This window comes from Vreelandella azerica, from assembly GCF_013112225.1.
In the GTDB taxonomy this organism is placed as follows: Bacteria; Pseudomonadota; Gammaproteobacteria; order Pseudomonadales; family Halomonadaceae; genus Vreelandella; species Vreelandella azerica.
In genome coordinates, this window is the sequence record NZ_JABFHI010000001.1 from 52,320 (window position 1) to 70,683 (window position 18,364).

General features: G+C 54.3%; 15 protein-coding genes, 1 tRNA gene and 5 pseudogenes. 8 read left to right on the forward strand and 13 right to left on the reverse strand.

The genetic code is table 11. The features are described from left to right. Nucleotides 1-43: 43 nt before the first annotated feature. The 4 genes and pseudogenes from HLB35_RS00275 to HLB35_RS00285 form a co-directional block, all read right to left on the reverse strand. A complete protein-coding gene (locus tag HLB35_RS00275) occupies nt 44-994 on the reverse strand; it encodes a TraI domain-containing protein (RefSeq protein WP_171701080.1) in 951 nt (316 codons plus the stop codon). Continuing rightward, a pseudogene (locus tag HLB35_RS18665) lies at nt 981-1,777 on the reverse strand (site-specific integrase). The gene HLB35_RS00275 and the pseudogene HLB35_RS18665 overlap by 14 nt, the downstream one beginning before the upstream one ends. Continuing rightward, nucleotides 1,678-2,064 carry an N-terminal phage integrase SAM-like domain-containing protein gene (locus HLB35_RS16760; RefSeq protein WP_235936911.1) on the reverse strand — a complete coding sequence of 129 codons (387 nt, stop codon included), beginning with the start codon at nt 2,062-2,064 and terminating at the stop codon, nt 1,678-1,680. The pseudogene HLB35_RS18665 and the gene HLB35_RS16760 overlap by 100 nt, the downstream one beginning before the upstream one ends. 145 nt (nt 2,065-2,209) lie before the next feature. Then, complete coding sequence (locus tag HLB35_RS00285; protein ID WP_171701081.1) at nt 2,210-2,449, reverse strand: hypothetical protein; 240 nt, start codon at nt 2,447-2,449, stop codon at nt 2,210-2,212. A gap of 149 nt (nt 2,450-2,598) precedes the next feature. Here HLB35_RS00285 and HLB35_RS00290 point away from each other — a divergent pair, with 149 nt between their 5' ends. Further along, entirely contained in the window at nt 2,599-2,805 is a 207-nt protein-coding gene (locus HLB35_RS00290; RefSeq protein ID WP_171701082.1) for a helix-turn-helix domain-containing protein, read from the forward strand. A 179-nt stretch (nt 2,806-2,984) separates the two neighbouring features. Here the strand turns inward: HLB35_RS00290 and HLB35_RS00295 are convergent. After that, a tRNA-Met gene (locus tag HLB35_RS00295) sits at nt 2,985-3,061 on the reverse strand. Between the two features lie 386 nt (nt 3,062-3,447). Between HLB35_RS00295 and phbB the strand changes: the two genes are divergently transcribed. Continuing rightward, nucleotides 3,448-4,194, forward strand: a complete 747-nt coding sequence (gene phbB / locus HLB35_RS00300) for an acetoacetyl-CoA reductase (protein ID WP_171701083.1) — start codon at nt 3,448-3,450, stop codon at nt 4,192-4,194. Nucleotides 4,195-4,363: 169 nt separating this feature from the next. On the opposite strand, the gene HLB35_RS16770 is transcribed toward phbB, so the two are convergent. The 3 genes from HLB35_RS16770 to HLB35_RS00305 form a co-directional block, all read right to left on the reverse strand. Then, nucleotides 4,364-4,603: a hypothetical protein gene (locus HLB35_RS16770; protein ID WP_235936912.1), complete on the reverse strand. Its 240-nt coding sequence runs from the start codon at nt 4,601-4,603 to the stop codon at nt 4,364-4,366. Between the two features lie 80 nt (nt 4,604-4,683). Then, a complete protein-coding gene (locus HLB35_RS16775; RefSeq protein ID WP_235936913.1) occupies nt 4,684-5,391 on the reverse strand; it encodes a DUF349 domain-containing protein in 708 nt (235 codons plus the stop codon). Continuing rightward, on the reverse strand, nt 5,304-7,193 hold the full coding sequence (locus HLB35_RS00305; RefSeq protein ID WP_235936914.1) for a DUF349 domain-containing protein: 1,890 nt from the start codon (nt 7,191-7,193) through the stop codon (nt 5,304-5,306). Before HLB35_RS00305 ends, HLB35_RS16775 begins: the two co-directional genes overlap by 88 nt. A gap of 203 nt (nt 7,194-7,396) precedes the next feature. Here HLB35_RS00305 and minC point away from each other — a divergent pair. The 4 genes and pseudogenes from minC to sbcB all read left to right on the forward strand — a co-directional run bounded on the left by minC (nt 7,397) and on the right by sbcB (nt 11,045). Continuing rightward, nucleotides 7,397-8,184, forward strand: a pseudogene (gene minC / locus HLB35_RS00310) (septum site-determining protein MinC). A gap of 236 nt (nt 8,185-8,420) precedes the next feature. Continuing rightward, a pseudogene (gene minD / locus HLB35_RS00315) lies at nt 8,421-9,241 on the forward strand (septum site-determining protein MinD). Beyond that, nucleotides 9,238-9,489, forward strand: a complete 252-nt coding sequence (minE, locus tag HLB35_RS00320; RefSeq protein ID WP_171701084.1) for a cell division topological specificity factor MinE — start codon at nt 9,238-9,240, stop codon at nt 9,487-9,489. Before minD ends, minE begins: the two are co-directional and overlap by 4 nt. Nucleotides 9,490-9,548: 59 nt before the next feature. After that, nucleotides 9,549-11,045: an exodeoxyribonuclease I gene (sbcB, locus tag HLB35_RS00325; RefSeq protein ID WP_171701085.1), complete on the forward strand. Its 1,497-nt coding sequence runs from the start codon at nt 9,549-9,551 to the stop codon at nt 11,043-11,045. 23 nt (nt 11,046-11,068) lie between these two features. Here sbcB and HLB35_RS00330 read toward each other — a convergent pair whose 3' ends face one another. The 3 genes and pseudogenes from HLB35_RS00330 to HLB35_RS00335 all read right to left on the reverse strand — a co-directional run bounded on the left by HLB35_RS00330 (nt 11,069) and on the right by HLB35_RS00335 (nt 14,583). Further along, nucleotides 11,069-13,363, reverse strand: a complete 2,295-nt coding sequence (locus tag HLB35_RS00330; RefSeq protein ID WP_422822413.1) for an insulinase family protein — start codon at nt 13,361-13,363, stop codon at nt 11,069-11,071. Between the two features lie 45 nt (nt 13,364-13,408). Beyond that, nucleotides 13,409-13,899, reverse strand: a pseudogene (locus tag HLB35_RS18020) (insulinase family protein); the annotation flags it as partial. Next, nucleotides 13,900-14,583, reverse strand: a pseudogene (locus tag HLB35_RS00335) (SOS response-associated peptidase). A 214-nt stretch (nt 14,584-14,797) separates the two neighbouring features. On the opposite strand from HLB35_RS00335, the gene HLB35_RS00340 reads away from it, so the two are divergent. Beyond that, nucleotides 14,798-15,412 carry a TetR/AcrR family transcriptional regulator gene (locus HLB35_RS00340; RefSeq protein ID WP_171701086.1) on the forward strand — a complete coding sequence of 205 codons (615 nt, stop codon included), beginning with the start codon at nt 14,798-14,800 and terminating at the stop codon, nt 15,410-15,412. Next, a complete protein-coding gene (locus HLB35_RS00345) occupies nt 15,409-16,092 on the forward strand; it encodes a 1-acyl-sn-glycerol-3-phosphate acyltransferase (protein ID WP_171701087.1) in 684 nt (227 codons plus the stop codon). The genes HLB35_RS00340 and HLB35_RS00345 overlap by 4 nt, the downstream gene beginning before the upstream one ends. On the opposite strand, the gene HLB35_RS00350 is transcribed toward HLB35_RS00345, so the two are convergent. Together HLB35_RS00350 and HLB35_RS00355 are read right to left on the reverse strand one after the other, a co-directional pair. Further along, nucleotides 16,089-17,363 (reverse strand): HlyC/CorC family transporter, encoded by a 1,275-nt coding sequence (locus tag HLB35_RS00350; protein ID WP_171701088.1) that lies wholly within the window; start codon nt 17,361-17,363, stop codon nt 16,089-16,091. The genes HLB35_RS00345 and HLB35_RS00350 overlap by 4 nt on opposite strands. Nucleotides 17,364-17,469: 106 nt before the next feature. Next, a complete protein-coding gene (locus HLB35_RS00355) occupies nt 17,470-18,267 on the reverse strand; it encodes a cytochrome C assembly family protein (RefSeq protein WP_171701089.1) in 798 nt (265 codons plus the stop codon). Nucleotides 18,268-18,364 lie beyond the last annotated feature (97 nt).

The window sequence follows — 18,364 nt, forward strand, 5'->3', positions numbered from 1 at the left end:
CCAAGCGGTATTGCTGGCGGCATTTCAAGATTTTCAGTCGATGCTACAGAGGCAAAACATTCAGGTCCGGACGCCAAAATGCTTGATGACGGCTGCGCCTGAACCCCCAACCAGTATCTTGCTTGAAAACGCGCCGTTCGTTATCAGCCATGGCGCTTTGACCATCGGCATCACGAAGGTAGCGGGCTAGTGCCATGGCCGCAGGCTTACCATAACGTGCGCCAGGAGATGCTGCTGTCAGCATGTGGCGTAATGTCAACGAGAGTTCCCGTGCCTGTTTATCAAGATAGGCAAAGCCTTCGGCGCAGGCTTCCAGTGTCAGGTCATCATGATGGCAGAGTTTCCAGGCAGCGTTCGGTTTTCCCTTTGAGTCATAGGTGAAGGTTTTACCGATGTCATGAAGTAACCCTGCGACAAAACATGTCTCTTGAAGGATACGCGGCTGAGCTGGATCGTTCAGGCGCAACATCGCGACGGTGTTATTCGCAACTTCCAACGAATGCTGTAACAAGCCACCTGCATAGGCATGATGATTGTTGAGACTAGCAGGAGCGTTCAAGAAAGACTCCAGGCGATCCTGTTGCTCCAGTACGCGTTTTAGACATTCTTTCAGATGTACGGAGTTCAGCGATTGTGTTGTTGCGATTAACTGATCGAACGCTTCTGGAACAGGACAATAGATCCGTGGCAGTGACTGGAGCGGTGTTAATGCCTGGATTTCATCAGACGCTGCTGCACGAAATTCCTGGATCATGAAGTGACCAGTGACTGATTTGACGCCGGTAGCGGTCACGTGATCCAGATGAGTGATACCTTCCGGCGGGGCTGTCAGGGTCAGGTTCAGCCAGGCGATATGATCACCCTGGCAATCACTCAGCCGCACTTTCTGGAAAGGAGTGTTGGCGTCATCGAATATAGCCATTCTTCCCGTTAGCCGATAGGTGCCTGAAAATGAACGGGTCAGATGAGCAGGCAGGTGATCATGCTTGGACATGGTCAGACTCCTCGGTAGATTGAACAGGGTCAGGGTTGCCCAGCAGACGCTCAAATGCAGAGCCGTCCATGCGCGTGGCATTCGGTACGTAGCGTGAATACACTTTAAAAAGCATCTCTGTTGAGTTATGCCCAAGAATTCTGGCCACCCATTCCGGATTCTCCCCTGATGCCAGAAAAAGCGTCGCTGCTGTATGGCGTGTCTGATAGGGCCGGCGTTTGTTAAGGCCTAATGCTCTAAGCAGGGGATACCACACTCGCTTGGTCACGTTATTGTGATCCAGCGGTTGCCCTTTTGATTACAGAAGACGTAACCGCTTTGGTGGCCCGTCGCTTTGTATTGGGTCTTTAGCGCGTCGAACACCTGGCCGAACATGGGGATCTCACGTTGAGAGCCATCGGTTTTGGTGTACTCCGTCTGACCGTTGATCAGTGTTTCGCGGATCAGAATCTCACGCTTGGCGAAGTCAACGTGCTTCCATTTTAGACCGTCAATTTCGCCGGTACGCATGCCAGTAAAAAAGCGTACTGTGTAATAGTTCCGATAGTCAGGGCGCACATTGTCAATAATGCGGTGTACCTCGCGTAGCGAAAAAGGCTCGATATGGGTTTTCTGCAGTTTTAGCGGTTTGATGTTCTTGTAAGTCGTTTCATACTCAAAACGCTCGGCGGCTTCATCCAGTATCATGCGCAGGATAGCCAGGTGACTGTTGATGGTTTTGGGCGACAACGTGCCATTTGGGCCCCGTCCCCTTCGTTTTGCCAGCTTGGCGCGAAAGGCCATAATGTCTGCCTTTTTGATCTCACCGATAGGCTTTTTCCAAACGCAGGCAGCAGAGAGCTATCCAGAATTGAGGTGACATTGCGCACATGGGATGCCCGCCATTGAATCTTGCTTTCTTCAAGCCACTGTAAGGCGAATTCGCTGAAGAGGGGTGTGTCGACTAACGGTTGCGCAGGTGTGTCTGAGAGCTGCTGTGCTGCCGTTTTTTGAGATTCTTCGTCCAGCCCCAGCTTGCGCAGGTTTTTGCTATTTGGAAAAAATTCAGCGTAATCCAGGTCATCAAGCAAGATTTTTGCTTCAATCCTGGCAAGCAGACCTTCCACTTTTTGCGGTTAGCCGGTGTATCTTTCAGAGCTGTCTGTTCACGTAATCGCAGGCCTTTGTAGAAAAAAATCCAGATATAATTTGCCTGTTTCTTTCCGTTGACGAACCTTACCCATGGCTGACACCTCCATTGGCCATTGGAATGGCAATATTGCTTTGTGCTGACTTCAGCATTTCTTTCTCAACGGCTTCCCAGAGAAAGAGGATCTTGCGGCGGCCAAAGGGCTTGATGTAGTGGGTACCCTCAAGCAAAACGCTATCTTTGAGTTGTTGGCGAATGGTTCGGCAGTCGTACTTGATCCGCTGAGCAAGCTCTTCGGTCGTAAGGTAGGTATATGATGATTCCATCGAAAACCTCCAGAAGGAATGGTATTCTGCGTGGCTAAAAGGCATTCCGAGTATCAGAATGTCATCCTAAATAGCATTTTAGGCAGCAAAATATCATTTGCAAGCTTTTTTGCCATTCTGGATGACAAAAAGTTTTCCAGGAGGTTTTGATGGTTCGTTGTCACTTGGCGCGCTTGATGGGAGAGCGCAAGATGAAAATTGTTGATGTTGCCCGTGAGACGGGGCTGAATCGAAATACAGTAACGCTTCTGTATAAAGAAACTGCTCAGCGTATTGAGTTGGATGCGCTGGATAAGTTATGCAAATTATTCAACTGTGAAGTCGGAGACTTGCTTGAGTTTCATGAGGACCGTTGATAGGGAAGTGGCAATTAAACGTTTTTTAGAGTCGCCTGACGGTCACAGGCAAAATATTTTTGATAGGCGAGAATTTCAAAAGTGGCACATATATGTCACAGATGTGTCACAGGAAGTTAGCCTGATAACAAACACAAAAAAGGCAGATCAGTAAGTGACTGATCTGCCTTATAAAATATTGGTAGCGGGGACCGGATTTGAACCGATGACCTTCGGGTTATGAGCCCGACGAGCTACCAGACTGCTCCACCCCGCATCAACGTGTTGCGTATTCTACGTATTTATACGCCCACGTCAAGTAGCGATTACCAACTTTTGCCTTATAGGCGTATTCGTCATAGTGCTGCAACATGGTCGATGTTAAAACTGCTTAATATATTTGTCCGTTTTCGAGCCTGGTATTGCCACGTCAGATTTTTTGCCTGGATTGTTAAACGGTTGAATAAAGCGGGTGCGGTGTCCTCATGATAAAGTTGACGGTATCACCGTGGCTCCTGTTAGGTTATAGCTGTCGGCATGCCTTAGACCAACAACTGCAATCGAGCATGCCGCAGATTCTGGCGCATATGCGCTTACCCACAATGGCTTGCTATATATGCTGCAACGTAAATCAAGCCATTTGTAATTTCAGGGAGGTAGTCAATGGCCAATCAAGCCCCCGTCGCCTGGGTAACTGGTGGAACCGGTGGTATCGGTTCAGCAATCTGTCGTTCGCTGGCTGATGCTGGTTACCAGGTAGTTGCCGGGTATCATAATCCCGAGAAAGCCAAAACGTGGTTGGAAGATCAGCAGGCAAACGGTTATCAGAATATCGCGCTTTCCGGCGTTGATCTTGCTGATTTTGATGCGTGCATTGAAGGCGCTCGCGCTATTGAAGCAGAACACGGCCCTATCAGTGTGCTGGTCAACTGTGCGGGTATTACCCGTGATGGCACCATGAAAAAGATGTCTCATGAGCAATGGAGCGAGGTAATCGATACCAACCTCAACAGCGTTTTCAACACGTGTCGTGGTGTGATTGAAAGCATGTTGGGTGAAGGCTACGGTCGTATTATTAATATTTCGTCGGTTAATGGCCGTAAAGGGCAGTTTGGCCAGGCGAACTATGCCGCAGCAAAAGCAGGCATGCACGGTTTGACCATGTCGCTGGCACAGGAGACGGCCACCAAGGGCATTACCGTCAACACCATTTCGCCCGGCTATATCGCAACCGATATGATAATGAAAATTCCCGAGAAGGTGCGCGAAGCTATTCGTGAGACCATTCCGGTGAAACGCTACGGCACGCCAGAAGAAATTGGTCGTCTGGTAACTTTCCTGGCCGATAAGGAGTCAGGCTTTATCACCGGTGCCAACATCGATATCAACGGCGGTCAGTTCATGGGTTAATTGATAGAATAACCATGGCAACGTCGGTTATCAGGGTGCGTTGAACGAACCCGGTAACCAAACAGAACGGGAGGCTTTTGCCTCCCGTTCTGCTGTGTTTTTAATGGCATTGTTTTTAATGGTATTGTTTGCGTGGCTATCTACGGCGTGGGCCGATGCCGGTGTGCTCTCAGTGCGGTGGGAGCGGCGACAGGCGGCTTAGCAGATCATCAAGCTCGTTGATATCAGCCTGCCACAGCGAGCGCGGCATGGGGCCTAGTGCGAGCAAGGAGGAGAGAACGGAAATGAGTTCTTCTTCCTGGCTGCGTTCCTGTTGAAGGCCATCATTCAGGCGCTCTACCTGAATGGCCAATCTTAGCGGCTCATCGCTTTGCTTGACGCGGCCAAGAGCAAGTAGTGAAAGATGCACACGTAACCGCGCAAGCTCGTCTTTCAGCTGTTGTGTTTCGGGAGCGCTTGCTGTGGCCTGACGCCTCTTCTCATTACGCTTTAGATGCGCAGGTTTAAATTCATCAGGCAGGGGGTATCCAGTACGTCATTGGCATTGACGTCGGTGCCAGCCGCTGAGTGTTCAAGCACTGCCTGGTCAGCGTCCAGGTGTGCGCTAACGAGCGGCAGAATGGCCTGCCACTGCTGCACCCGAGCGGCTAATTTGAGGCGTTCCAGGCGTTCACGGCGAGCGCGGACAATACCACTCAGGCGCTTTTGCATGCCATCGCTGCGTCTATTGCGGGGGAGCGGTTCCAGCGCTGCCGCCTCGGCCAGAAAAGCTTCCAGCTTAGTGAGGTCGTCTGCATGGTTGGGCTGCCAGGCATCCATACGCTCAACCAGGGCCTGCATGTCGTCCAGGCGCTGCTGTTGGCGGGAAACCTGCTCGCTTTTTTGGGCGTCTCTTTGGGCAAAAAGCTGGTCGCAGGCTTGGCGGAAGGTTTTCCACAGTAGCTGTTCCTGGCCTTTTGGCGCCCTCCCCAGGTTACGCCACTGTTGCTGCAATGTTTTGGCTTGGCGGGTGCGTTCGGCAATCGGCGTGTCTTCCTGCTGGGTGAGCGCTTGAGCCTGCTCTACCAGCGCCTGCTTCTGGTCAGCGATTGCTTGTGCGCGGTCATCAATCAGCGCCTGCAGCCGGTGGCGCACCTTACCGAAGCGGCGGCCGATCTGCTCGGCATCTTCACGGGGAACGGGGAGTAGTGCCGCCATTGTTGCCGTGCTTTATCGCGAATTTCACGCAATACGTCAGGGTCGGCATCATCAGCAGGCTGTTCAAGCAAGGCCTCAAGCTGCTCACACATGGCGATACGCGCTGCCAGATTGATCTGACGTTCTTTTGCAAGCTGTTCCCGCCAGGGTTTGAGCCGCTCGTGAATGCGGTCTGAGGCGCTACGAAAGCGGGTGGATAGTTCGCGGTTGGCGGCAGCGTCACCGAGTGATTTCCACTCCTTAACCAGCTGGCGGTGATGTTGATCCAGCGCGGTTTCCGCCATGTGCTGGTCATCGGCGAGCGCTTCGATGCTTTCGCACAACTGTAAGCGTTTGGGGCCAGCGACAAAGCCACGCCAGTCACGCAGTTCCGCCAGGCGCGCACCAAGATGCTTGAAGCGTGATGCAAGCGGTTTGGCTGAGGCATGCTCAAGGGCGTCGATACTGGGTTTGATCCGCTGGTGCAAACGGCTGGCACTTTTGAAGGAGCCGCGTTCAAGCAGACTTTCCAGGTTATCGAGTTCTTTATTCAGCGTTTCCAGTGAGCCTGCGTTCAGTGCGTCCTGATCATGCTTGGGCGTGCGGTTTTCTGCCTGAGTTGCCAGCGCTGCCTTGGCTTCCTGCATCAAGGCCGGAGAAGGTAGCGTCTCGGGCCAGCGGCAGGCATTGAGGTGCTGGCGCAGGCTGGGCGTCTGGTTATCTGCCAGCGCCTGTTCCAGTAAGGGGGCGTATGCCTCCCAGCGTTCCCAGGCATTGATGACCTGTTCATAATGCTTGATAGCATCGGCATGCCGCAGGCGAAGGCCGTCGCTGCTTGGGTAGCTGTCTGCCAGGGTCTGCCAGCGCTGGGTAAACAGGCGATACTGGGCGCGCAGGCTATCAATATCCTGCTCGTTCAGAGCTTCACTTTGTTGCAATCCTTCGAGACTTTCTTCGAGGCCTTCCAATAACTGTTCGCGGGTTTCTTCTGCTTCTGCTTGTTGCTGCTCTTGATGAAGCCGCTCGCGTTCTTTGGCATCGTGGTCGTGGAGGATCTTCTGGCAGGCGAGCAGGGCATCATGATAGCGCTTTTCCTGAGTAGCATCAGGCGCCTTTTCTACCTGCTGCCATTCACGTTCGAGGTGACGTAGTCGACCGCTGTAAAGTGGCTCCCAAGGGCGTTTGGCCTGCTGTTCCAGAGCGTGGAGAATATCTTCGCGCTTTTGATGTTGGTTCTTTTCCCATTCAGTGTCTTCTTTTAGCGCATTAAGCCGATCACGAGCCAGGCGCATGACCTGGCGGTCGCGCTGGGATTCCTTGAGCAGCCGTCTTAAACCCTGCTCGCTGGCAACACGCTCTGCTGCGCGATGACGGACGGCAACAACGCCATTGTGGCAAGCCTGTTGGATGATATCATCCTCATCCTGTAGCTTCTCGAGTGCGGCAAGGCGCAGGTCGAGGTTGTCACCGGCATGAGCGACAGCGTGCAGGAGCCGAGTGTCAGCGACCTGCTCGAGATGGTGGTGGCGCTCGCTCAGTTCAATCTGGCCGCGTTCTCCACTCAGGCGTTGGGCGGTTGCTTCAAACCAGGCGCTTTCGTCGCTGTGTTGGGCATAGCCTGCCAGCAGGCCGGCAAGGTCATTCAAGGCACATAAAGCGGCCAGACGAATACCTGGGTCAGTGTCTTGTGCAAGTGCCTTGAGCGTCTGTTGATGGTCGGGCTGTGTCGGGTCCAGGCGAGCAAGCGCCTGGCGGCGTATCTCTGGGTCGGGGTGTTGCCACCGGGGAGCAAAAAGCGTCGTAACAGTCCGTGCATGGATCATCCTGAGTCGAGTGCCTAGCGTTAAAAAAGTTTAGCGCAAGCGTTTTGCGGTTGCAGTCGCCTGCACTGTCGCTTAGCTTTATCTATTATGTAGACGGGGTTTGTGAAGATGTGCCACCGTCAGGGTGTTTTCTACTATCTATTACATTCTATCTATTTTACCTGATCTAGGTGCGAATCTGGTCAAGTTACGGAGTTTCGGCCATGAGCCTTAAAGCGGATACGGCCGACGTGGCCTTTACTTTTAAAGGCGGTATGCTGCCCATGACAGTTATGGAGTTGAGCAGCGCCGATCCCGAGCTAATTCGCCAGCAACTTCAGGGCAAGCTGGCTCAGTCACCGGCTTTTTTCAGCATACACCTGTTGTGCTTAGTGTGGAAAAGCTGGGTGCCCCCAATCTGGCATTAGAGCGTATCTGTGCCGTTTGCCGCGAACATAAATTGCTTCCGGTGGCTGTGCGTGGCGGTACAGACCCTGTGCGTCAGTCAGCTTGGGCGCTGGGGCTTGGCTGGTTTGCACCGGTTGAGGGTGAACGCGCTCGGCGTCTGGCAAGCGTTGAAGTGGACGCAGCAGTGGAATCTCAAGCAGCTGACGACTCTGAGGCGGAAGACCCCACTACCAAACAGTCACAGGGTGTAGCGCAAGATCCTGTTGCAGGACAGGATGCTACGCGGCTTTATCGCGGCACGGTGCGTTCAGGCCAGCAGGTCAGTGCCGCCGATGGTGACTTGATCGTGATTGGGGCCGTCAATGCAGGGGCTGAAGTGTTGGCAGGCGGTAGTATTCATATCTATGGTCCGCTGCGAGGGCGTGCGCTGGCGGGTATCCACGGTAATTTGTCCGCTGGTATCTATTGCCGCGAACTTAAAGCGGAATTGCTCTCAGTAGCGGGTAATTACAAGCGTCTTGAAGATGTTGATTCACGTTTGTTGGGTGGGCCAGCCCAAGTTCATTACACCAACGAGCAGCTTGAAATCAAACCGCTTGTATGATGGACAGCATTTCATATGGATTTATATTGGGTATTGATTCACGTTATACCGTATTCAGCTGGAGGGCTATAACGTAATATAGGCTGTAATATTCAGGTCTCTGGTGCTGTAAGCCACAATTTTTTGCGCGTGACAGAGAGGAAGGCAATCTTAGTATTACCGAGCCGTTTATGGACGCAAATGATGGAATAGCGTCAGTGCGCCAACGGCACACGATATTAAAAAGGATGGGTATCTTGGCCAAAGTCATTGTAGTTACTTCAGGTAAGGGCGGTGTAGGCAAAACGACTAGTGCCGCTGCCATTTCGACAGGCCTTGCGATGCGCGGCAAGAAAACCGTGGTCATCGATTTTGATGTTGGGCTGCGTAATCTGGATTTGATTATGGGCTGCGAGCGTCGCGTCGTCTATGACCTGGTGAATGTCATTCAGGGCGAAGCGGGCCTTAATCAGGCACTGATCCGCGATAAGCGAGTTGAAAACCTGTTTATTCTCCCGGCCTCGCAAACCCGGGATAAAGAGGCGTTAACCCAGGAAGGCGTCAAGGAGGTACTGGAAAAGCTCAGGGAGGAGTTTGATTTTATTATCTGTGATTCCCCAGCGGGGATCGAACGTGGTGCCCAATTGGCAATGTATTTTGCTGATGAAGCCGTTGTGGTGACTAATCCGGAAGTATCTTCAGTACGTGACTCTGACCGCATACTTGGTTTGCTGGCATCAAAAACCCAGCGCGCCGAACAGGCCAGTGACCCGGTTCGCGAGCATCTGCTGATTACCCGTTATAATCCGGATCGTGTGACCAGTGGTGATATGCTGACTCTTGAAGATATCCGCGAAATCCTGGCGATTGAACTTTTGGGGTTGATTCCCGAGTCTGAAGCGGTCCTCCGAGCCTCTAATCAGGGAGTGCCGGTCATTCATGAGAGTGCCAGCGATGCAGGAATGGCCTATCTCGATACTGTGTCGCGTCTGCTCGGTGAAGACGTACCTTTACGTTTCCACCAGGCCAGTAAAAAGGCTTGCTGACACGCATGTTCGGAGGAGGGAGTCGTCGATGAAACTTTTGGAATTTCTGAAACGCGAACGTAAGAAATCCGCGTCAGTGGCCAAAGAGCGTTTGCAAATCATCGTTGCACATCAGCGCAGCCAGCGTGGCCAGCCGGATTATATGCCTATGCTGGAAAAAGAGCTGGTTGAAGTGATTCGCCGCTATGTCCAGATTGACGATGATGCCGTCCAGATTAGCCTGGACAGTGAAGATAACTGTTCAGTGCTTGAGCTCAACGTTACGCTGCCCAAGTCATAAACAATTCAGATAGATAATTCACAATAACGATTCACGATCGACGCGGAGTATGGTTTTTCATGGCGCCTAACCAGACGGTTCCCAGCAGTTTTCTCTGGCATGACTATGAAACCTTCGGCGCAGATACCCGGCGTGATCGACCGGCTCAGTTTGCCGCCATCCGCACGGATGGGGCGCTAAATGAAATTGGCGAGCCGATAGAGCTTTACTGTAAACCGGCGGATGATTACCTGCCCCACCCGACCGCTTGTCTGATTACCGGTATTACGCCGCAAAAAGCCCAGCGACGTGGTTTGCCGGAAGCCGAGTTTGCCAGTGAAGTATTAAGCTGCATGAGTGTGCCAGGCACCTGTGTGGTGGGGTATAACAGCCTGCGCTTTGATGATGAAATCTCGCGTCATCTTTTTTACCGCAACCTGCTCGACCCTTATGCCCGAGAATGGCAGAACGGTAACTCCCGTTGGGATTTGATTGATGTAGTTCGAGCCTTTTATGCATTGCGCCCGGAAGGCATTGAGTGGCCATTGCGGGAAGATGGTGCGCCGAGTTTTAAGCTTGAAGACCTGACGGCGGCTAATGGCATAGAACATGCCGGTGCTCATGATGCTCTGGCCGATGTGCGGGCGACAATCGCCTTGGCAAGAAAGCTGCGCGAATGCAATGCCAAGCTGTTTGGTTACCTGTTGGGCTTGCGTGGCAAGCGAGCGGTGAGCAAGCTTCTGGATATCCCCCATGCCAAGCCGCTGGTGCATATCTCCCGCCGTTACCCGGCCAGCCGCGCCTGTAGTGCTCTGGTAATGCCGTTGGCTGAGCATCCCACCAACCCCAACGGGGTGATTGTCTATGACCTGAGCATTGACCCAGGCGAATTGTTGAACCTGTCAGCTGAGCAGGTGCGCGAGCGAGTGTTTGTCAGCCAGCAGGATCTGGCTGAAGGCGAGACGCGCATTCCGCTCAAGGTTATTCATATCAACCGTTGTCCGGTGGTGTTCCCGGCGGGGGCGCTGAAGGATGTGGAAGGGCCGCATCAGGGTGAATATGGCACCCTGGTCAAGCGGCTGGGGCTGGATGTTGATGCCTGCCGCCAGCATTGGAAAACGCTTAATGCACAAAAGACGCAGGTGGCCAGTAAGGTGGCTGAAGTATTTCGGCAGACGTTTGCCGATGAGCCCCATGATCCGGATCTGATGCTGTATAGCGGCGCTTTCTTTTCTGCCGCAGATCGTCAGGCGATGGAGCGTGTGCGCAGTCTGTCTCCCTGGGATCTGGTGGGCCAGCGGTTTGCCTTTCAGGATCCGCGTCTGGAAGAAATGCTGTTTCGCTATCGGGCCCGCAGCTATCCGCATACCCTGGAAGGCGAGGAGCTGGCCCAATGGGAGGCGTTTCGCTGGTCACGCTTGAATGATCCGGCGCTGGCAGGGTTCACCCTGAAAGACTTTGCCCGCGAAATCGAACGCTACAATCACCAGTCATTGGATGACCATCAGCGCCAGATTCTTGAAGAAGTGGTGATGTATGTGGAATCCATCCTGCCCGCCCAGGCATTTGATGCCTGAGCGGGCAAGATGACCCTCAAGGGTTAGCGTGGGAAAGGTGTCAGCATTTCACGAAACTCGCTGATATCACTTTTCATATCCTCGGGGTCAAAGCGTATATCCAGCTGGCGCTTGCGCAGCGTTGACCACACCTTGCGTAGCTCGTCTGCGCTTATATCCAGCGCCAGTTGAGCGCGCTGCTCGCGGCGGTTGAACACCACCTCATCCAGTGCGGTGGCTTGCCAGTGACGGTTAGCGAGCGCCCCAAGTCGGGTATCCCGTTGTGTAAGCCGTTCAAACACGGCTTGGCGATAGGGTGCGAGTGCTTCGTCATCCAGCTCCTCCAGGCGTTCATCGGTCCCTTGCAGGAAAGCATCCATGCGCTCGGCAATCGTGGCGCTTGGGGTTTCCGGGGATTGAACAATCATGGCAAGCCCTGGGGCTTCAAGCAGCGGTGAGTAACCAGCATTGACGATATAGCCAAGCTGCTCTTCTGTACGCAAGCGCTGATAAAACGGCGTTTCCAGCCATTGGGCCAAGACGCTCACGGCTGCCTGTTGGCGCAGCGAGGTGTCGTTGCCTTGCAGGTAACGCAGTACCAGTGATTCGTCGCGGGTACTGTCCGGGCGCAGAACGCTGGCACCTGTCTTGACTTGAAGGGGTGTCAGTTCGCTAATGGCGTCCTGAGTGAGGCGTGGGCGCAGCTTGCCGCGTATCAGCTCAGCTTGCTGCTCGGCCTGCTCAGCGGTCAGGTTGCCTACTGCCATGGTATCTACGTACAGTTTTTCAAGAAAGCGCTGGCGGAAGTCTTCCAGGTGATGGATCTGCAACCGCTGACTGGCAGCGAGCAGTTCATGGCTCGACCATTGAGGGGTCAGCAGAGCTTCACCGAGTGCGCGCTGGGCCTGACGGGTGAGTGATGATGCCGGTGCGTTGCGCCATTCGCGCTGCAGTTGATACTTCACCCGCTCGAAAGCGTTGGCTGAAATGGGCGCTTCGGCAAGTTGTGACAGTGTCTGCTCAATCAGGGGCGTCTGGCCGTCCCGCCAGCCGGACAGAGCCAGGGTGATGCCTCTGGAGTGGGCATAACTGTTGACTGAATGCCCCGCCAACCAGGCCGGATAAAGGGATTCGTTCAGGCTATCATTTAGCCAATTGGCCAGCAGTCTTGTCAGCACGGCTTCTTCTGCTGAATAGCTGGCGCTAGGGTGTTGCAGGCTGATGCGCCATTCCACCTTGGGCGTGTTGAAACGCTCTTCCTGCATGTGCCAGGCACGAAAACCGCGAGCCTCTATCAGGGCCTGTGGCTGTTCGTCGCTGCCTTCTAAAAGGGTTAGGTCATCGGCAATAAAGGGGCTGGGGGCAGGCAAGGCCAGGCCGGCCAATGGGTTGCCGGGAGTTGCGTCATCAAGGCGGCGCCATTGGGTATTAAACCAGGGGGATACCTGTTCGCTTTCCACGTCAGGGCCTGAATAAACTCGAATCAGATTATCCGGTGTCAGGGCGTCCAGATAAGTACGATGACGTTCAGAGTCGAAGCCGTCCATGCGGTAAGCAGCGTACTGAACATCTTCAGCCGGGTAACGCGACAGATTCATGGACAGGCGAGTGGCCTCCTGGCTGGGCGCGCCGGGCTGCTGGAAGCGGAAAGCCTGCTCACGCAGTTTGGCCTGTTCCTGGTAGCGCCATGCGTCCAGGCCGTTGTCGCGAATGTTATTGATGGCGGCAAATAGGGTCGCCTGAATATCGTCCAGGCGTTCAGCGCCTTTTGGCGTCAGACTGACCGATACCGAAAAGAAAGCGTGTTGGCCATCGCGCCGACCAGTACCTGCTGACAGGCCGTCAGCCAACCCTTCATCACGCAGCAGTGCCAGGGCGCTGCCTTCCCCTTCATCGCCCAGAAGGTGAGCAATCAGCTGAGTCGGCTGTGTCTGATAATCACTGATAGGGTCCGAGATTGGAAAATGAAACCGCACCTGACGGCGATCCTGTAGTGACTGACGCTGCAGGTAAATGGGCAGGCTGTTGTCCTGTACAAATGGAACGTCAATTTCCGGTGCGTTTAGCCCGCGGTTAGGAATATCCACAAAACGCTCGGCAACCCAGTTCTCCAGGGTATCCAGCGATTGCGGGGCCACAATCGCCAGCGTCATGATATTGGCATCGTAATGCTGACGATAGAACTCGATCACCCGGTCACGCAGGGAAGGCTCACCGTTGGGACGGTCAGTCAGGGTCTCACGGCTGCCCACGGCGAAACGTGTCATGGGGTGGTCCTGATTGAGCACCTGATTGAGGGCATCGTTTTCGCGGCGGGCTTCGTCGCGAATGCGCGCCATGTATTCTGAGTGAACGATATTGCGCTCGCTATCCAGCTTGTCAGCATTAAACAGCGGCGTCAGGAAGAAAGCGCTGAATCTATCCAGCGCGCCGGGCAGGGCGGAAGGCTCGATATCAAAGAAGTAATTGGTGTCCTGGGGGCGGTAAACGCATTAAAAGAACCGGCGTTACGCGAAATATAGCCCTGGTAGGCGTCTGACTCAGGAAACGGCTCGGTGCCCAGAAACAGCATGTGTTCAAGAAAGTGTGCCAGACCCTGAAGGTCTTCAGGATCCTGGGCGCTGCCCACGCGAATATTCATTGAGGCCGCGGCCTTGTCTGCCTGGGGGTCGCTGACCAGCAGGGTTTGCAGACCATTGTCGAGGGTCAGGACGCGATAGTCGCGTTCATCATGGGGGCTGACGATAGGACTCTCCACTTGGCTGACGCCATCGGTTGAGCTGGCGTTGGCCAGCGGTAGGTAGAGCATTCCCAGCGATAGTAGGGCCGAGGTGGCCAAAGGGTGGCCAGATGAAAAATATAGAAAACGTAACATTTACGGCTCCTGAGTCGATGCCCATTTCAGCATTGGCCCAACGGGGTGGGCGCAAGCAGGTGACTGATAGGCGGGATTGTTGACATGTCTTGATACCGGAAAAGCGCCCAACAGTTCCAAAGGTGGGGGTTAGTTGCTGTTTAATAGCGTGCAATGTGCTTGTCGGATGTAGCCAGGTATCCAGCTGGTTTGGCGCAATCACCACTGGCAGGCGGTCAGTCACTGCTGCCAGGCAGGCATTGGCGGGCACGGTAATCAGTGCCATGGAATCGTTAAAAGTGGTCAGACTGGTGTGATAGCGACACCATAACCCTGCCAGCAATAACGGTGAGCGTTGGGTATGGGTGATCAGGTACGGCTGTTTGCCACGCGGCTGAACCCTCCAGGCGTAGAAGCCGCTGACGGGCACAGCGCAGCGGCGTGCTTGCAATGCCTCGCGAAACATTGGCCGACTGTCCAGCGTCTCTGCGCGCGCATTGTGGGGGCGTGATCGAGAATCTCAAGCCAAGGGGGCGTTAACCCCCAAAATAGGGTGCCCAGTTGGCGCTTGCCATGCTCCCAGCGAATAGTCGATACGCCCTGGCGGGGTGCCAGGTTGGGCGAGGTAATGAGTGGTTCTGCACAGCTGATCGGGGCTAGCCAGTCAGCCAGTGGTATATCACGTACATAAAGGCGTCCTGTCACATCACTCTCCGTTCAATGGGCCCTTCGATGGGAAGTTTACATCTCGCAGGTGGGGCTTGATGTAGTGAACTTGATGCGCGGCAGGCAAAGTTATAAATAAGCGATACAATAGTATCGAAAACAGTGTTTGATATAAGGTATCCTATACGAACCTGATCATGTAAAACAGCATGAAATCAGGCCTTCCTTGCGCAGTAAACCTGAAGAGAATGCCATGGCACGCCCACGACAGCATGCGCCCGATGCCCTCCATGCGCAGGTAATGCATGCCTGTGATGCCTGGCTGGATGAAAAACCGGTTCACGGCTTGTCTTTGCGTGCGATTGCCCGCGAAGTAGGCTGTGCGCCAAGCACTTTGCTCAAACTGTATGGCAGCTTCAATAACCTGCTTCAATATGTCAACGTTGAAACCTTAGCGCGTCTACAGCATACGATTACCAGCCTGAACACCAATGCGCCAGAGCCCTGGCTGCAGGCGCTGGCACATACTTACTGGCAGTTTGCCAAACAGGACTGCTACCGCTGGCAGCTACTGTTTGATTATCCGTTGGCTCAGGAGGGCGAGCTTGATCAGCGCCAGAGTGATTTGATCGAAGCGCTGTTCACTCAGGTGGAAACCAGTCTGAAAGAATACCAGCCCGCTCTGGGTGACCTGGAAGCACGACGGTTGGGGCGCACCCTTTGGGGGAGCGTACACGGTCTGGTTCAGCTGGGTTTAAACGAGCGTCTGGGTTATTGGCAGGGGCAGCAGTTAAAGGTCGATGAGCTGTTGGAACAGTTGTTAAGTACTGTGCTTGCTGGACTGCGCCATATTGAGGACGATGTGTGACGCTTGCACGAGTGCAGACACGTCACCTTTTACGCAAGGTGATTTATGCCTTTGTGCGGCTTATCTATCGTTTGCGCATTCAGGGGCGCGAGCATATTCCCCGTCATGGGGCGGCGCTGATGGTCTGCAATCACGTCAGCTATATGGATGCACTGGTGCTCGGCGGCGCCTGCCCGCGTCCGATACGTTTTGTGATGGATCAAACTATTTTCAACTCACCCGTATTGCAGTGGTGGTTCAAATGGGTTGGTGTGATCCCAATTGCTTCTGAACGCCGCGATCCGGGAGCGCTAAGGCGTGCCCTTGACGACGTCAGTGCGGCCCTGGCCAATGGCGAAATTGTCATGGTGTTTCCAGAAGGCCGGCTGACCCGGGATGGTGAGGTGGGTAACTTTCGGCGCGGTATTGAAACCATACTGGCGCGTGATAACGTGCCGGTTATTCCGGTCGGGCTGGCAGGTTTATGGGGGTCATGGACATCCAATGCGGGTGGCCCTGCCCTGAAGAAATGGCCACGCCGCTGGCGCGCCCAGGTAACGCTGAATTTTGGCAAGGCGCTTGATCCACTGATGATTTCAAGGGCATCAGGCCATGAGGTCGCCTTGAGGCGCTATCTGGAGGCTCAGGTGCGCAGTCTCAAGGCAGCCGCCCACAACAAGGGCGGCCATCCAGACCTCTAGCGGCGTGGCAGACGCACAGCTGGCCAGCAGCGTGCTGATGTGATCAGGTTGTCGCGAATTTCCAGGATTTCCATGCGAATTGAGCCTATTTGCAGTGAGGCAGGGCCTTCCGGGAAAGACTCAAGATGCTCCAGAATCAGGCCGTTGAGGGTTTTAGGCCCATCAGTTGGCAGCTTCCAGCCCAGCATTTTATTGATCTCACGGATGTTGGCGGTACCTTCGATCACATGGCTGCCATCATCCTGCTGGTGGATTTCCTGATCTTCGGAAACATCCGTGGTGAACTCACCGACAATCTCTTCAAGAATATCCTCCAGCGTGACCAGGCCTTCCACATCACCATATTCATCCACGACGATGCCAATCCGGCGCTTCTGCTTCTGAAAGTTGAGCAGTTGGGTATGCAGCGGCGTGGATTCGGGGATGAAGTAAGGTTCGCGGGCTTCTTGCACAATCGCCGCCTTGGTGACTTCCGGGCGGGAAAGGAAGCGCGCGGCATTACGTAAGTGCAGCATGCCGATGATGTTGTTGATGTCGCCCTTGAAAATCGGCAGCCGCGTGTGCTGGCTGGTGCGTATCTGGGCAAGAATATCCGCCAGTGAGTCATCAAGATCAATGCCCAGCACTTCATGGCGCGGCACCATGATGTCGTTCACCGTGACGTTTTCAAGATCGAGGATTGACAGCAGCATCGTCTGGTGGCGGTAAGGGATCATGGTGCCCGCCTCGTGGACAACAGTGCGTAGCTCATCCCGGGTCAGGCTATCACCGCCGTTTTCTACGCTTTTGACCCCCAGCAGGCGTAACAGGCCGTTGGATATCAGGCTGACCAGCAGCACCAGCGGGTAGAGAAGTTTGAGCAGCGGCTCCAGAATCCTGGAGGCCGGGTAGGCAATGCGTTCAGGCTTTATAGCTGCATAGGTCTTGGGCGTGACTTCGGCAAAAATCAGGATGGTGATGGTCAGTATCAGAGTGGCGACAGCGGGGCCGGTCACTTCGCCGAAAAAATGAATGGCGATGATGGTGGCGATAGACGCTGCCAGATTGTTGATGAAGTTGTTGCCGATCAGGATCACGCCAATCAGACGGTCTGGGCGTGCCAGCAAACGAAGCACACGCTTGGCTTGGGCGTCGCCGCTATTGGCCTGATGGCTCAGGCGATAGCGGTTGATCGACATCATGCCGGTTTCAGAACTCGAAAAGAAAGCAGAAAGCAGAATCAGTAGGGCGAGTAATCCGAACAATAACCCCAAGGGGAAGTCGTCGCTCAAGTTGAAGGTTCCTTTATTGCTGGGTAGTCCGATTGTCAGAAGATTGTGTACAGATTGTCAAACAGATCCGTGTTGCGCCAGAAAGCGTTGTGGTATCAGGCTCGTGTCAGGCGCCAAGCAGGATCTCCAGCACAAATTTGCTGCCAAAGTAAGCAAGAATCAGAAAAACGCCTCCTGCCAGCGTCCACTTGACAGCTCGCATACCGCGCCATCCAAAGCGGTAACGGCCTACCAGCAGTGTCGCCAATATCAGCCAGGCTGTAATCGACAGGACAGTTTTATGCGCCAGATGCTGGGCAAAGAGATTATCGAGAAAAAGAAAGCCGCTAACGATCGAGAGGGTCAACAGCAATACGCCGGCCCATACAAGTTCGAACAGGACGCGCTCCATGGTGGTAAGCGGCGGCAGGGACTGAACAATGCCACGAATATGGTGATGGCGTAGCGCCTGATTCTGCAGGCCCACCAGCACTGCCTGTGCTGCCGCAATCGCAATGGTTGCAAAGGCCAATGCGGAGCTGACGGCGTGGAGAAGGATGCCTGGTGTAAGCCCTCTTGCGCTGCTCTCGCTGGGTAATCCAGCGGCTGCAATCAGGGCAACGCCGGCGATAGGGAACAGCGCAATACCCGCATTCAGCACTGGCTTGAACAGGCTGGCGACCAGAACGACATTGACGGCCACCGCCATGAAGAGGGTGATGCTGGTGGTGAAGCCGGGCAGAAAACCAGGCGATTGCCCCAGCAGTTTGATCACTAGTGGGATGTGTAGCAAAAGCCCCAGCGTGGCCAGCATGCGTACCAGTATCGGACGGGCGGATACGCGGCGTAAAAGCGACAGTCCCTGCCAGAGGGCCGCCGCCATATAAAGAACAAGAGCAAGGGTGGCGAATGGGAGCGCCTGCATGATGCTATCCGTGCGCGTTAAGCGAGTAAGTGAAACCTGTCAGATTCGGGGTCAGGACTGATGGCCCTACTATAACCAATCCTTTGCGCTGCGCACA